This window comes from Paenibacillus sp. Cedars (assembly GCF_003184205.1).
Taxonomy (GTDB): domain Bacteria; phylum Bacillota; class Bacilli; order Paenibacillales; family Paenibacillaceae; genus Paenibacillus_AQ; species Paenibacillus_AQ glucanolyticus.
The window spans coordinates 6,043,922-6,057,509 of the sequence record NZ_CP020866.1 but is presented as its reverse complement, the minus strand read 5'-3'; the positions used below and the strand labels follow the sequence as shown (position 1 = coordinate 6,057,509).

General features: G+C 51.8%; 16 protein-coding genes. 4 read left to right on the top strand and 12 right to left on the bottom strand.

The genetic code is table 11. From position 1 onward, the window contains the following. Positions 1-91: 91 nt before the first annotated feature. Together B9D94_RS29235 and B9D94_RS29230 are read right to left on the bottom strand one after the other, a co-directional pair. A complete protein-coding gene (locus tag B9D94_RS29235) occupies positions 92-262 on the bottom strand; it encodes an IclR family transcriptional regulator domain-containing protein (protein WP_148248579.1) in 171 nt (56 codons plus the stop codon). 114 nt (positions 263-376) lie between these two features. Further along, complete coding sequence (locus B9D94_RS29230) at positions 377-1,138, bottom strand: HAD-IIB family hydrolase (RefSeq protein WP_148248578.1); 762 nt, start codon at positions 1,136-1,138, stop codon at positions 377-379. Between the two features lie 100 nt (positions 1,139-1,238). Here B9D94_RS29230 and B9D94_RS29225 point away from each other — a divergent pair, with 100 nt between their 5' ends. Continuing rightward, positions 1,239-1,937, top strand: coding sequence for a Crp/Fnr family transcriptional regulator (locus B9D94_RS29225; RefSeq protein WP_063478142.1), 699 nt, complete (start codon positions 1,239-1,241; stop codon positions 1,935-1,937). Positions 1,938-2,052: 115 nt separating this feature from the next. Here B9D94_RS29225 and bla read toward each other — a convergent pair whose 3' ends face one another. From bla to B9D94_RS29195, 6 genes are all read right to left on the bottom strand, one after another. Next, on the bottom strand, positions 2,053-2,991 hold the full coding sequence (gene bla / locus B9D94_RS29220) for a class A beta-lactamase (protein WP_148248577.1): 939 nt from the start codon (positions 2,989-2,991) through the stop codon (positions 2,053-2,055). A gap of 314 nt (positions 2,992-3,305) precedes the next feature. Continuing rightward, positions 3,306-3,740, bottom strand: coding sequence for a hypothetical protein (locus B9D94_RS29215; protein ID WP_148248576.1), 435 nt, complete (start codon positions 3,738-3,740; stop codon positions 3,306-3,308). Between the two features lie 104 nt (positions 3,741-3,844). After that, positions 3,845-4,906, bottom strand: a complete 1,062-nt coding sequence (locus B9D94_RS29210; protein WP_148248575.1) for an LLM class flavin-dependent oxidoreductase — start codon at positions 4,904-4,906, stop codon at positions 3,845-3,847. 238 nt (positions 4,907-5,144) lie between these two features. Then, positions 5,145-5,657 (bottom strand): SRPBCC domain-containing protein, encoded by a 513-nt coding sequence (locus B9D94_RS29205; protein ID WP_172964014.1) that lies wholly within the window; start codon positions 5,655-5,657, stop codon positions 5,145-5,147. A 24-nt stretch (positions 5,658-5,681) separates the two neighbouring features. Further along, positions 5,682-6,011 (bottom strand): ArsR/SmtB family transcription factor, encoded by a 330-nt coding sequence (locus B9D94_RS29200; RefSeq protein WP_040680067.1) that lies wholly within the window; start codon positions 6,009-6,011, stop codon positions 5,682-5,684. A gap of 266 nt (positions 6,012-6,277) precedes the next feature. Then, positions 6,278-6,634, bottom strand: a complete 357-nt coding sequence (locus tag B9D94_RS29195) for a nucleotide excision repair endonuclease (protein WP_006207191.1) — start codon at positions 6,632-6,634, stop codon at positions 6,278-6,280. 152 nt (positions 6,635-6,786) lie between these two features. Between B9D94_RS29195 and B9D94_RS29190 the strand changes: the two genes are divergently transcribed. From B9D94_RS29190 to B9D94_RS29180, 3 genes are all read left to right on the top strand, one after another. Next, positions 6,787-7,098 (top strand): hypothetical protein, encoded by a 312-nt coding sequence (locus B9D94_RS29190; RefSeq protein ID WP_006207192.1) that lies wholly within the window; start codon positions 6,787-6,789, stop codon positions 7,096-7,098. An 84-nt stretch (positions 7,099-7,182) separates the two neighbouring features. Further along, the gene (locus B9D94_RS29185) at positions 7,183-7,473 is read left to right on the top strand and encodes a hypothetical protein (protein ID WP_006207193.1); all 291 of its coding nucleotides are present in this window, start codon (positions 7,183-7,185) and stop codon (positions 7,471-7,473) included. Between the two features lie 290 nt (positions 7,474-7,763). Then, entirely contained in the window at positions 7,764-8,969 is a 1,206-nt protein-coding gene (locus B9D94_RS29180; protein ID WP_036640614.1) for an MFS transporter, read from the top strand. 171 nt (positions 8,970-9,140) lie between these two features. Here the strand turns inward: B9D94_RS29180 and greA are convergent, their stop codons facing one another. The 4 genes from greA to B9D94_RS29160 all read right to left on the bottom strand — a co-directional run bounded on the left by greA (position 9,141) and on the right by B9D94_RS29160 (position 13,521). Continuing rightward, positions 9,141-9,617 (bottom strand): transcription elongation factor GreA, encoded by a 477-nt coding sequence (gene greA / locus B9D94_RS29175; RefSeq protein WP_036640355.1) that lies wholly within the window; start codon positions 9,615-9,617, stop codon positions 9,141-9,143. Positions 9,618-9,831: 214 nt separating this feature from the next. After that, the gene (locus tag B9D94_RS29170) at positions 9,832-11,001 is read right to left on the bottom strand and encodes a mannitol-1-phosphate 5-dehydrogenase (RefSeq protein WP_006207197.1); all 1,170 of its coding nucleotides are present in this window, start codon (positions 10,999-11,001) and stop codon (positions 9,832-9,834) included. Continuing rightward, entirely contained in the window at positions 10,998-11,438 is a 441-nt protein-coding gene (locus B9D94_RS29165; protein WP_006207198.1) for a PTS mannitol transporter subunit IIA, read from the bottom strand. Before B9D94_RS29165 ends, B9D94_RS29170 begins: the two co-directional genes overlap by 4 nt. A 16-nt stretch (positions 11,439-11,454) precedes the next feature. After that, positions 11,455-13,521 carry a BglG family transcription antiterminator gene (locus B9D94_RS29160; RefSeq protein WP_148248883.1) on the bottom strand — a complete coding sequence of 689 codons (2,067 nt, stop codon included), beginning with the start codon at positions 13,519-13,521 and terminating at the stop codon, positions 11,455-11,457. Between the last annotated feature and the right edge of the window lie 67 nt (positions 13,522-13,588).

The window sequence follows — 13,588 nt, the reverse complement described above, 5'->3', positions numbered from 1 at the left end:
TATTTTGGCAGGAGCAGCGCGCCCGCTGAAAAAACCAAAAAAGCTGCCGAGTTGGACTCGACAGCTTTACATCGATTATATGGAATTGTGCCTATTCCCTATCCGCAAGCTTGATGGAAATCCGCGAGGCGGCATTCTTCACCTGATCAATGAGAGCCGGAATATCCTCCTCATTCAGGCGGTGACCCGGTCCTGCAACGGAGAAACTGGCTATGTTGTTCTGCTGTGGATCGGATATCGGTGGTGCAATGGCCAAATACATCTCAAGGGGAACGGCTGACCTAGCCGTCCAAAGAAAAGAGCCACCCGCTTATAAGCAAGCGGCTCCCATGAGACAAGGTTTCTTCTACATAATGACCTGCTCTATTACTCTAAATTACCGATACAAACACCCAAGATCCTTCAATCTGTCCGAAATGGCATGCTCGATATTACCATCCAGCAGCAATTGCTCCGAAGAATACGGGGCCAGCTGCGGATGGTCACCGATCATCACGCTGTGCAGCGCATGCTGAAACATCGAGATATCGTTGGCATCGTTGCCGAAGGCAACAAATTCGCCCTCCTTAACTCCGAGCTGCTGAAGCCCGCTCCACTTGTGGATCCCCGTTGGGCTTATATCCAGCACGTTCTCCTGCCCATGCACGTGTACAACGACGTCCAGTGTCTTCAGCTTCTCTTCGACTTCGGCCATGCGGTCCGAGGTCAGCATCAATATTTTCACGATGGATTCCAGCTCCTGGAGCGCCACTCGCTTAGCCAGCTTGTGCGGATCCAGATTCAGCCGGATCGGATGATCCTCGGAACCCGTATAAGCATAATCCCAATCCCCATCGATTAAATAACTCACATTATACTTAGCCAACAGCTCAAGAAGCACTGGTAAAACCTCTTGATTAAACCCCACCGTGGATACGATATTGCCACCTGTCGCTACCATTGAGCCGTTGCCCCCGATCATGGGGTAATGATGGAAACGCTCATGGAGGACAGGGAGCAAATCACGAATCGGTCTTGCGGAAGCAAAAATAACCTCGTGCCCCTGCCCCACCAGCTCCTCGAAAGTCTTCAACAGTACGTCCGAAACCGGCTGACCTTTAAAACAGATCGTTCCGTCCAGATCGAATACAAATTTCATCCCTGCTTCCCCCTGTATCTTCTATTGCCCTTATCATATCAGTTGATCGTATAATGAGAAGGACATATGTCCAGAAGAGAAGGGAGCCACCGAAAAATCCATGAAATTGCTTCATAACGAACCATTACTGAACGCGAAGCTGAAAGATTTTCAATTCGAGCACATGCTGGACTTAACCAGACCTGTGCCTTTTGCATTGCAGCAATATGAACCGGGCGAGATCATTCTGCATGAAGGCTTCGCCTTGCACTCCCTCTTGTTCCTTGTACAGGGGAAAATCAAGGTGACCTCCAGCATTGAAACCGGCAAATCGCTCCTGCTGCGCTTTGGCCATCCCTTTTCCATCATCGGCGATATTGAATTGATTCGAAACGTACCGGTCCAGTCGCGGATTGAAGCCGTTAACGAATGCTTGCTGATCGGGCTTTCCTTTGACTATATCAAGCAGCATGAAATGAAGAACCCCCGCTTTACATCCACTTTGCTGGATCACTTAAGCTACAAGCTCCAGACCTGCACGACTGCTTCCCGGGTCAACCTGCTCGCGTCCGTGGAGAACCGCTTCGCCAGTTATCTTATGTCGACGATGTCGCCAGGATCAAATGCCTCATTCGGCATGGAACTGCAAACCGACCATATTGGAGAGATCGCCAGCCTGCTGGGCACAACACACCGGCATTTAAACCGGGTGCTGCAGGCTTTTGTGCAGAACCGGATGCTGGAGCGCAACGGGCAAATGATCCGCGTTCTGGATTGGGACGCCATCGAGAGAGCTTCAAACGGCATTCGCTACGAATAGCACCTGATAGCACCCGCTTCGGCTTTTGGAACGAGCGGCCGGACAAGAGAGCCCGTGGAGATGCAATTCAAGAAGAACTACATACATCTTTAGCGATGTGTGGGCTGACTATGATTCACTTCAGAGCGTCAAGTGCGACCTTGGCAGCCTGTGCGATAAGCGCATCGTTATAAGTGGCATCTGGTGTATCGCGGCTGGACAGAATGGCGATAACGATAGGCTCTTTGTTTGGCGGCCAAATGACGGCTATGTCGTTTCGCGTTCCATAACCTCCGGCTCCGGTCTTATCCCCGACCTCCCAGCCTTCAGGCACGGCCATACGGATCAGTTTGTCTCCAGTGGTATTCCCCTTCAGCCAATCGATGAGGAGCGTGCGTTTATCCGTCGGGAGCTCGTCGCCAACCGTGTAAGCCTGAAGCGTGGTGGCAAGCGCTCTCGGGGTGCTTGTGTCACGGTTGTCTCCCGGAATGGCTTCGTTCAGATCTGTCTCGAAGCGTTCGGGGTTGGTTACGTTGTCACCGGCCTGCTTTAATGCTGTCCTGAAGCCATCAGGGCCTCCCAGTTCTTTTAACAAGAGATTTCCTGCAGTGTTATCGCTGTAACGGATAGCAGCCTCACTAAGCTCCCTAAGGGTCATCCCGGTATTCACGTTCTTCTCGGTGATCGGCGAATAGGTGACCAAGTCTTTGCTCGTGTAAGTGATCACTTTATCGAGTGTGTCCATCGAGTTTTGCTGCAATACTGCGCCTGCGGCAAGAGCCTTAAAAGTAGACGCGTATGCAAACCGTTCATCGGGGCGGTAGGCGACGATCCGCTCGGTGCCAGTATCGATAGCATAGACACCGAGACGAGCGCTAAACTTGCTCTCGAGTTGAACGAAATCTGGGTCAGCCAGAGCTGCTGGTGCCGTCTGGGGCGTATTCTCAGTCGGAGCAACAGGGGGAGCAACGTCGGCTTTCGTACACCCGGAGAGCGAGATGAGTGCAAAGATGAACATAAGTTGAGCCATTTTGATGATATGTGGACCGAATATAGCATTATATGATTTATTCATGATTTAACCCTCTTTCCGAAGATGATTATGGATTGATTTACGTTGCAGTACAAGCCGCCCCCATAGCATCGACTATCCGAACCCTGCCTGTGTTTTCCTATGATGTATCAAAGTGTCTCTTCCTGTTTTTCCATTTATTATACCATTTTTCCGGATAATGCTGGTTTTAAGGCGATAGGCACAAATTTGATATCCTCTTACGGCAACACAAAAAGACGTTCCTGATCATAGAGGAACGCCCTTTCCTTTTAATATGCGACTCTTCAAGGCCAAGCAGCTTCACTTCACTCACAACGGCCTTCTTTTCAATACGTTCAGGGTTTTATCGCAGCTCTTCGAATCAGCAGCCATTCGATCCAGCCATAGAGCAGTCCCATCACGCCAAATATAAAGATAGCCGTGTCGATACGCAGATGATACTCCTTCACATATACAGGATCATACAGCTGGTGGAACAGCCACACGCCTGCCGCAACCCATAATACACAGTACAAGAGAAGATAAAGCGTCATGACACTTCTTTTCCAAGGGATGAAACCCAGCAGCCAAGAAAATGGAAGCATGATCACCATGTAAATGATCACCGAGGCAAGAAAGACCACCGCAATTAAGGCAAAACCCAGGTTGTGGATGCCGTAATACATGCTTGTACGGATACTGTATCCTTCCATTAACTCAAGCCCGAGGTAAGCTCCGGTCAACAGGAACATAAATATGAACCCCATCGCAAAATATTTGGCAACGTTCATAAAACCATCCCACCCTATTCTCAGCTTGTCTTAGCCTATGTAATAGACGCGGGGTGACCCCGAAAGGTTTCTATTTAAATCCGATCCTGTTATCAACCATGGCTTCATTCCTCTGACTCACCAGCCGCTTCCCAGCGATCAATTTCCTTGCGGACTCGGGGTGCTACCTCGGTTCCGAGCAATTCAATGGCTCTCATGACTTCATCATGAGGCATCGTCCCGACCGGGACATGCAGCATAAAGCGGGTAATGCCTACGTGTTTGCGGAGGTGAATGATTTTCTGGGCGACTGTCTCCGGGTCTCCCACATAAAGGGCACCTTCGAAGCTTCGTGCCGCATCGAAGCTCGCACGGTCATAATATCCCCAGCCCCGCTCCCGTCCCAGCACATTCATGCTGGCTTGGGTCGATGGGAAGAACTTGTCCGCTGCCATCTCGGTATCTTCCGCAATAAATCCATGCGAGTGCGAGCCAATTGGCAGTTTTGACACATCATGCCCCGCATGGGCCGCCGCTTCTTTATACAGCTTGACCAGCGGCGCGAACTGCAAGGGGCTGCCGCCGATAATCGCCAGCACAAGCGGCAAACCGAGCAAGCCTGCGCGCACGACCGATTCCGAATTGCCGCCGCTGCCAATCCACACCGGCAGCGGATTCTGAACCGGGCGTGGGTACACGCCTAAGTTTTGGATCGCGGGACGGTGTCCGCCGCTCCAGGTTACCTTCTCCGATTCCCGGATCTTAAGCAGCAGCTCCAGCTTCTCTTCAAACAGCTCGTCATAATGACTCAGATCGTAGCCGAACAGCGGAAACGATTCGATGAAGGAGCCCCGGCCCGCCATAATCTCTGCACGCCCGTTCGAAATCGCGTCCAAGGTAGCAAAATCCTGAAAGACCCGCACCGGGTCCGCAGAGGACAGCACCGTAACTGCGCTGGTCAGCCGAATCCACTTCGTCTGCGACGCTGCCGCGGCAAGCACAACGGCTGGCGAAGATGCGGCATAATCCTTGCGATGGTGCTCGCCTACGCCATAGACATCCAGGCCCACCTGATCGGCCAGAACGATCTCCTCCACTACCTCGCGCAGCCGCTGCGCATGGCTGATCACTTCCCCGGTCTTCACATCCGGCCATGTCTCAACAAATGAACTGACTCCGATCTCCATCTTGATTTCCTCCTGTTATGTATGTGTCATTGACCCGCCCCTCCGGCAGACAACACGGTTTTGATTATCCATTTATCTTTATATTGAACTTTTGGCTTCTGTTTTTCAAGTTACAAGTTAACTGATGCGGTGGATTCTATGCAATCATGATGTCAGGAAAATAAAAAAATGGCCGTATCCTTGCGAATTCCAGCCATTCTTTATATCGCGTAACCGAGATTGCATGATGGTAATAAAGTTACTGTTGGGCTGCCAAGTATTCCTCGAGACGGTCCCAGGTTTGGGTAATGCCCTCTTCCATTCCCATCTCCAGCACGGTTTTGAGTGCTTCTGGGGATTCATATACACCTCGACTGACCAGCTTGGTCTTTCCATCGATCTCCTCAAGGGTCATGGTAACCGTGGTTGCGGGCATCCCCTCTGCAACTTGGCCTTCCGCATCCGAGAAATAGTCGATATAGACTATTTTCCCAGGCGCCTCAATTTCCTCATAAACCGATTTGCCCCAGGATTCCATGCCGTAGAAATCGCCCTGATTCTTATCCATGCATTTCATACAGTAATGCCATGAACCGCCTGGACGGAAATCCATGCTGGATACGGTAACCTCCCACCCGCGCGGACCCCACCACTGCTTCAGATGCTCTCCGTCAGAGAATACCTTGAATACCAGCTCTCTAGGTGCATTAAAAACACGTTCCAGTACAAGTACTTGCCCTTCAACACGGGTAATCATGGTGTTTTCCATCATACATTCCTCCTCATATTAAGTAGCTTAATCCTGATTCTTCGTGTCAGCCTGAAGTTTCTCCAAGTAGTTATCCAAGTTGTCGAACCGCTCGCTCCAAATTCTGCGGTAATCATTCAGCCAGTGGTCCATCTCCTCAAACGGCTCGGATCGAAGCATGTAATTTCGCCGGTTGGCGTCAGCCTTAACTTCCACCAGCCCAGCCTCCAGCAGCACCTTCAGATGTTTCGAGGCTTGGGGCTGCCTGATCTCCAGACGTTCGGCGATATCCCCTACCGTCATCGGTCCCCTCAGCAGAAGGTCCACAATGCGGAAACGACTCGGTTCAGCTAATGCGGTAAACGTTGTCAGTTCCATTGTGTCATGATGACCGTTACAGCACCGATGGTCCTTGAGATATGACAATTCTTCATTCTCTCTGTTCCCGTCATCATCATCACCTCTTTTTTTTACGGATATAATGGTGTGTTTGATTTCTTGAATCCAATATACCACATCAGGAATATTCCTGTAAAGGAATATTTAGATTTTATTGTAATGATGGACGACAACAAAAAAAGCAATAAACGTTGATCTCTCCAAGACCCGTCTATTGCCTCTCCTTGCTCCATTACACATGTCCTTTATTTAAAGAACACTTTGTCCACATTATATTCAGCCTTTAATTCATTGATAATATAGGTTTCATAGATTTCTCTGTGAACGGCATCTTCGATGACACAGACCTCTATTCTTGTCACTTCATTACGATGGTCCTTAATGGGAGATACACTATCTTCAAAATGCTTCTTGATCCGCGGTCTTAGCTTTCTGGCTTTGCCAACAAACAAGAGCTCCTCCTTGCTGTTGTAGAACATAAAGATCCCGCCCCGGTCTCTCGGGATCAGGTGGAAATCCGTAAATCCGTAAATATGGCTCAGTTCCGGAGCAGCCTGCTTGGTAATGGTGACGTCCGGCTTGGGGATGGTTATATTGATCACGACTAACGCTCACTTCCTCAATTCATATATTGATCTAAATAGTATCACTAATCTACAAATTTGCCCATGCGGGAATTTCAGGAGCACCCCGCTATAGGCATCCGCATAGGATGTAATCTATGTATGACTAATAACGATGGGGGTCTTTCCATATGAGTCTTCAATATCCAGGACACCAGGAACAAACCTTATATCAAGCTGAACCCAATATGAGGCACAGCATCCAATCCGTTCGGGATCATATTCACCATCTGTGCAAACAGCATGCGAACCAACTGGTTCGCGTCGAAACGCTGGACGGTGACGTCTTTGAAGGGACGATTATCCGGTGTGACAGAGGAATTCTATACTTAAGTCTGCCAGACTACAATCACCAGCGCGGTTTCGGTCCCAGCTACTATAATCATGTCATTCTGCCCCTTGTCCTCTTCGAATTACTAGTAATCACCCTGCTCTATACCTAGAGCCTGGCTCATCTTGCATTCTTGATGGTGTAGCCGCTCTTGCTCACTTCCAAACCTATAAACCGATTAAGGAGTGAATCCATTATGGCATTTATGCCGCCGCAAGGACCTCAGGGACCGCAACAAGGGCCCTCTTCTCCACCCCCGCAGACTGTACCCCAACAACCGCTTGCAGCTACCTTTGCCGTTGACCCTGGAGCTATTACGGGCTGTCTATTCCGCAACACCTATATTTGGCCGAGAAATGGGCCGGGCTTCTGGTTTTATCCGACCTTTGTTGGCCGGACATCGGTTGCCGGCTTTCGCTGGACCGGGAGGATGTGGGTATTCTCAGGATTTGATCTGGGGAGAATCGAGTCGTTTACCTGTTTCTAAATCCATCACAGCAAAGGGACAGGATCAACCGACTGTATGGGATGACCACAATCGTTTGCTTGCTTCATGAAGAGAGTGCCTGGGTGGTACTCTCACAAGCTTTACATAGCGGACAAGCTAATATGCCGAATAAGCTTACATGATCAGCATGTCCATTTTGCCCAAAAATAAAATTCTTGATTATCATCGGAGAACGTTAAATAATATGTAACAGGCCCACTTTCAAATCCGATAATATAGATTGGGTTTATATCTTTAACATACACAGCAGAAAGGTTGACTTGAACATCATGGAATTATCGCAGCAGGCCACTGGGAACAAAGGGCCTAAAGAGCCGTTTCCCATCTCGATATTGTCTCTTACTGTAGGCGCTTTTGCCATTGGAATGACGGAATTCGTGATCATGGGAATACTCCCGAACGTCGCGGACGATCTGAACGTCAGCATCGCCTCTGCCGGACAGCTGATTACGATGTATGCGCTCGGGGTAGCTGTAGGAGCTCCTATCCTGACCGTTCTTACCCACCAAATCCCGCAAAAGAAGCTGCTCCTGCTGCTCATGGGTTTATTCATTCTGGGCAACGGCGTATCGGTCTTCGCTCCCAACTATGCCGTGCTGATGGGTGCCCGGATGCTGACGGCACTGACACACGGCACCTTCTTCGGTGTGGGAGCCGTTATCGCCTCGAACCTGGTACGGCCGGACAAGCGAGCCGGGGCCGTATCGATCATGATGGCAGGGTTAACGATAGCCAACATCATCGGGGTTCCGATCGGTACCTTCATCGGTCAAACGATGGGCTGGCGCGCCTCCTTCGGGGCGATTGCCATTATGGGCGTTATCGCATTGATTGGCATTCTGATCTTCATTCCGAAGATCCGCCAGGAGCAGGCCTCGAGCATCGCCCAGCAGATCACAGCCCTTATGAAGCCAGGACTGCTTCTCTTCCTGCTCATCGGAGCGCTTGGCAACGCGGGCCTGTTCGCTGTATTCACCTATATTGCTCCGCTGCTCATTGAGATCACCGGCTTTGCAGAACCCAGCGTCACCTGGATTCTGGTGCTGTTCGGCATCGGCGTGACCGCAGGTAACATCGTGGGCGGAAGACTTGCAGACTGGAAGCTATTGCCCTCCATTCTGGGCGTCTACTTCACGACTGCCGTTATCCTGACCATCTTCACCGTTACCATCTATCATCCGGTGACTGCTGTGCTGACCATCGTGCTCTGGGGCGCTGCCTCCTTCGCTGTGATGCCCGGGATGCAGGTACGCGTGATGAGTCTTGCCCAATCGGCCCCGGCACTTGCCTCTACGGCAAGCCACTCCGCCGGTAATCTCGGAAATGCAGCGGGAGCCTTCATTGGCGGATTGGTCATTACCCATTTGAGCTTAACCTCCCTGCCTTGGGTAGGAGCTGCATTAGTAGGACTTGCCTTCATTCTCGGGGTAGCCTGCTATATGTATGAGCGCAAGGCTGCTGCGGCTGGGGCATAATCATGAGAAAAGGCGTAACCGGACATGACACTCCCGGATTACGCCTTTCATTTATATATGAGTTCATCCATCTACAGATGCTGCGGCAATCTGAATAACGTCTGCTATGCAGACAGCCAGCAGTTCCAAGGATCCCATCCATCATGGCGTTAGACGCAAATGATCGATCGTTTACAACACCTTGATCTCCAGCAGCTCGTACTTGACGATGCCCATCGGTGCATCCACGTTGACTTGGTCGCCAACCGCTTTGCCCATCAGTGCTTTGCCGAGCGGGCTTTCATAGGAGACTTTATTATTCAACACGTCTGCTTCTGCCGGGCCTACAACCTGATATTCAAGCTTCTCTGCAAACTCGATGTCGTTCAGGACGACATTCGAACCGACATTCACCGTTGTCGAGCTTACCTGCTTGGAGTCGACAATCCGGGCGCTGTTCAGTGTTTTTTCTAGGATAATGATGCGCGTTTCCATAAACGCCTGGTCGTTCTTGGCCGAGTGGTACTCGCTGTTCTCCTTCAAGTCACCATAGCTGATCGCAAGCTTGATCCGTTCCGCTAACTCTTTGCGTTTTACATATTTGAGGTCATCCAGTTCCTCCTGGAGTTTATCATAGCCCTCTTGGGTCAAGATCAGTTCTTCTGCCATGTTCATCACATCCACTTCGGTTTCTTACTTCTAGTGTACTCTTAATTCCGAAAATAAGCGAAAATTTTCTGAAAATCAACGGATGGAAATTATGGAATTCCTCCCTGGCAGCTGGACACCAGCGTTGAGGAAGCGGAGCTCATCCTGAAGCGAGCCCAAAAAACCCCTGATTTCTCCGTAAAGAAAATCAGGGGTTTTCTCTCATAGCTAAAAATTATGACCGCCCAGCCTCAGTCTCCGCCTTCAAGGCTTCATATTGCTCCATCAGCTCACCCATAATCGGATGCTCGCCAGCCATACCGGTATATTGGGAAGCCGTGTCGCTTACTCCGATATCCCGTACGGAGGCTTGCAGTTCTACACTTTCCGGGTCTTCGGGCACATCAAACAACAAGGCCGCTGCCATGGATTTGGCCAGACTCTTGTAAGGGAGCCCGCTCTCGAATGCCAGCATCGCTGGAGATACCAGCCGGTCGCCGGGAGACAGCTTCCGAATCGGGGAGCGTCCGACGCGGGATACCTCGTCTGTCAGCGCCGGATTACGGAACCGCTCCAGAATGGTGTCAATATACGCTCCATGCTCGGCAGAATTGAAGCCATGTTTATGCACAAGCGCAGCCCCTGTTTCCTCCAGCACCGCGCGCACATGGGCCGCCACCTCGTCATCCTTCATGGCGTCCTGAATTGTCTCATAGCCTTTCAGGAAGCCTACATAGGCAGCAGAGCAGTGACCGGTATTCACCGTAAACAGCTTGCGCTCAATGTACGGCTCCAGGCGGTCCACATAGTGAATGCCTTCTACCGGCGTATAGCCTTCAAACATCTGCGAGCGATCCACCGCCCACTCATAGAACGGCTCCACCACCACCTTCAAGCGGTCCTCATGCTGCTGCAGCGGCACGATCCGGTCTACGGCTGCATCCGGGAAAGCCACCCGCTGGTCGGCCTTCTGCTTCGTCTCATCATCCAGCTTACCGTACACATGCTCTTTCAGCTGCGTACTGCCGCCGATGGCATTCTCGCATGCAATAATATGCAGCGGTGCCGATTCTCCCTGCAACCGAAGCTTTAGCCCTTCGGCAATGGTACCGGCAATAAACTTCAGAATGTTCACGCCTACCGCTGTTGTGACGAGATCGGCTTCTGCCACCGCACGCGCGGCAGCCTCCGGCTCCGAAGCGCTGTTGAGGGCCGTAATGCCCTTTACAACCGTTGTCTCCTGCCCTTCGCTGGCCAGTGTTACAGGATATTCTCCACGAGCCTTCAGCTCCGAAACCAGCTCCTCGTTCACATCGACAAAACAAACCTCGTAACCTGCCTGGGACAACAGGAGCCCTATAAACCCGCGCCCGATGTTCCCTGCTCCGAAATGGACTGCCTTCATGCGCCCATTCCTCCTTCGAAGATGGCCAGAATCTCCTCTTCGCTCGATGCGTTCATCACCTTCTCAATGCTCTCGTCATCTGTGAAGATCATCGCAACGTTTGTCAGAATCTCCATATGGTCACCGCCAGCGGCCGCGATCCCAATGACGATGAACGCCGGCTCGTCTCCGCCGAAATCAACGCCTTCCGGGAAGCGAACGATGGACAATCCCGTAGAGATAACCATGCCTTTGGCTTCCTTGGTGCCGTGAGGAATCGCGAGTCCCCCGCCCATATAAGTGGATGCAATCTCTTCGCGCTCCAGCATCTTATCTACGTAATCCTCTGATACGTGGCCTGCCTGCACCAGCAGATTCCCCGCCATGCGGATGGCCTCGCTTTTATCATTTGCCTTCGCATTCAATACGACTTTATCTTTGGACAGTATGTTATTCATGTTAGTCTCCCTCTTTCTATGGTCTGTGATTGAAAAAATGCTGCAGCTCTTCAGCCAGGTATGACCGAATTTCGTCCTCGCCGCCCCGCTCCATCAGCTCAATCAGCTCGGAGCCGAGCAGCATCGCACTGATCTCGCTGAGCACCTCCAGGCTCTCCTTCGGGAGCTGCTTCGGTGCCAGCATCAGCAGAATGACCCCTGCTTCCGCCCCATCCTCAAGCGGTGCGGCATGCGCTAACCGGAACAGGGTAAGCGACGGGCAGGCGATATAACGGCTGCGCGTATGGAACAAAGCCAGCGTCGTATCCGGGATGAGCTGAGTGCCCATCCGTTCACGCTCAAGCAACCGCTCCTTCACCTTCCCCGCATCGCTGACCGCACCGCACTCGTACACCTTGGCCAAGGCCTCGTTCAACGTACCCTCCAGGTCATCCGGACGGTTATCCAGATCATGCACATGAAAGCCGTCCAGGAGCGATACAATCGCATTCATCAGCGCGGCCTGCAGGCGAAGCCGTTCGAATGATGCAGCTTTACGCTGTTCTTCGATCCGGTTGACGGCCGTGCCGCTTCCACCCGGCTTCACGGACGTGCTCTGGATATATTGAAGCAGCGCCTCTTTATCATCCGCTGTCAGCAGCGGGCTTAATCTCACATATCGATTCTTCGGCAGCGGAAGATCTATGGTTGATATAATGAGATCATATTGCTCCTTCGGCATTCGAGCCGCTTCATACCATGACACGTTGCCAAGCACCTCAATCTGAGGCATCTCCTTGTTCAGCCGGGTTCCGAGAAGCCTTGAGGAGCTAAGACCGCTGGAGCATACGAGGATGGCTTTCAGATGGTGTCCCAGCTGGTTCAGGCGTTCACTTGACGCCCCAAAATGCATAACCAGAAACCCGATTTCCTCATCCGGGATGGTCAAGCCCAGCCTCAGCTCATCAACCGAATGCCGGACAATCCCGAACAGCTCCTCATAATCCTTCCGGATCGGACTCAGCAGCGGATTCCGAATCCGGGTCCCTTCCCGAATCCGTTTCATGGCTGCACCGATATGCTCCACCAAGCCTGCCCGCAGCGTGCGATCCTCTTCAAACGGAACGCCGGTGCGCCGCTGCACCCGCTCGATCAGGCGGTGCGCCATCTCCACCATTTCCACATCCGTATGGGCCAGCTCACTGACCTCGGACATATCCCTGGCTGCCTCGAACAAATTCGAGATATATTTCATTTCTGAATCCGTAAAAGGGATCTCCAGTGTTTCACCGAGACGAACGGCAAAATCTCTGGCTTCCTCCATGGAGGAGGCTCCATCCTGAGTGGCGATATCGGCCTCCTCCATACGCCGTCCCTGCCTGATCCGCTTCACGGAAACCGATAAGGCAATCAGCATGGAGGTATAGGCACTTTCGCTAAGGCTCTCCGTCCAGCTCCAGTTCATATCCCACAAGCTTTTCTCCACATCCAGCAGCACCGGTTTACCAACCATGGAGAGCAGCCGGGCCGTCACCGGCTCTCGGGCATCGCTGTAACCGTCCCCGACAAGATCCGAATAATCCAGATATTCCTCCGCAAGCCTGCAAATGGCCCTTCGCCTTACGGCTTCCGTGCCTTCAAGCTCAACCCCGTAACCTCTGCGGCGGATCAGATTAAGCTTGAACCTCTTCATTAAGGGCTCCAGCTCATCCAGATCGCTGCTGACGGTAGGCACGGTCACCTTCAAACTGTGGGCCAGGGCAAACAGTTTGATGGGTTCATCAGCCTCAAGCAAAGCACATAACATGAGGATTTTGCGCTCTTCCACGGAATAATCGGCAGGCTTACCTTCAAGCAGGCGTTTCCGCAGCTGGGCGATACCCTCAGGCGTTTCTCCTTCCAGCCGGATGCCCGTTCCCGACTTTTTATGAAGCAGAACGTCTGCGCCTTGCAGTCCTTTCTCAATCTCCTCCATTTCCCGGTGAACCGTCCTGACGCTGACCCCGATCTCAGCCGCTATTTCCGCAGCTGTCATGCCCTCGGTCCTGCTCATCAGGAGCAGAAGGATTTGTCGCTGGCGGGCAGTGATTTGTCCCAGACGCATGGCTCCCTTCTTCATGAAATGGAGACAACGCCGGCGTAATTACGCCAGCGTGTCATATGATGCAGAA

Coding starts and splice junctions, on each gene's coding strand:
- B9D94_RS29235 (WP_148248579.1), bottom strand. CDS start 262: ATGTATTTGGCCATTGCACCACCGATATCCGATCCACAGCAGAACAAC.
- B9D94_RS29230 (WP_148248578.1), bottom strand. CDS start 1,138: ATGAAATTTGTATTCGATCTGGACGGAACGATCTGTTTTAAAGGTCAG.
- B9D94_RS29225 (WP_063478142.1), top strand. CDS start 1,239: ATGAAATTGCTTCATAACGAACCATTACTGAACGCGAAGCTGAAAGAT.
- bla (WP_148248577.1), bottom strand. CDS start 2,991: ATGAATAAATCATATAATGCTATATTCGGTCCACATATCATCAAAATG.
- B9D94_RS29215 (WP_148248576.1), bottom strand. CDS start 3,740: ATGAACGTTGCCAAATATTTTGCGATGGGGTTCATATTTATGTTCCTG.
- B9D94_RS29210 (WP_148248575.1), bottom strand. CDS start 4,906: ATGGAGATCGGAGTCAGTTCATTTGTTGAGACATGGCCGGATGTGAAG.
- B9D94_RS29205 (WP_172964014.1), bottom strand. CDS start 5,657: ATGATGGAAAACACCATGATTACCCGTGTTGAAGGGCAAGTACTTGTA.
- B9D94_RS29200 (WP_040680067.1), bottom strand. CDS start 6,011: ATGGAACTGACAACGTTTACCGCATTAGCTGAACCGAGTCGTTTCCGC.
- B9D94_RS29190 (WP_006207192.1), top strand. CDS start 6,787: ATGAGTCTTCAATATCCAGGACACCAGGAACAAACCTTATATCAAGCT.
- B9D94_RS29185 (WP_006207193.1), top strand. CDS start 7,183: ATGGCATTTATGCCGCCGCAAGGACCTCAGGGACCGCAACAAGGGCCC.
- B9D94_RS29180 (WP_036640614.1), top strand. CDS start 7,764: ATGGAATTATCGCAGCAGGCCACTGGGAACAAAGGGCCTAAAGAGCCG.
- greA (WP_036640355.1), bottom strand. CDS start 9,617: ATGGCAGAAGAACTGATCTTGACCCAAGAGGGCTATGATAAACTCCAG.
- B9D94_RS29170 (WP_006207197.1), bottom strand. CDS start 11,001: ATGAAGGCAGTCCATTTCGGAGCAGGGAACATCGGGCGCGGGTTTATA.
- B9D94_RS29165 (WP_006207198.1), bottom strand. CDS start 11,438: ATGAATAACATACTGTCCAAAGATAAAGTCGTATTGAATGCGAAGGCA.
- B9D94_RS29160 (WP_148248883.1), bottom strand. CDS start 13,521: ATGCGTCTGGGACAAATCACTGCCCGCCAGCGACAAATCCTTCTGCTC.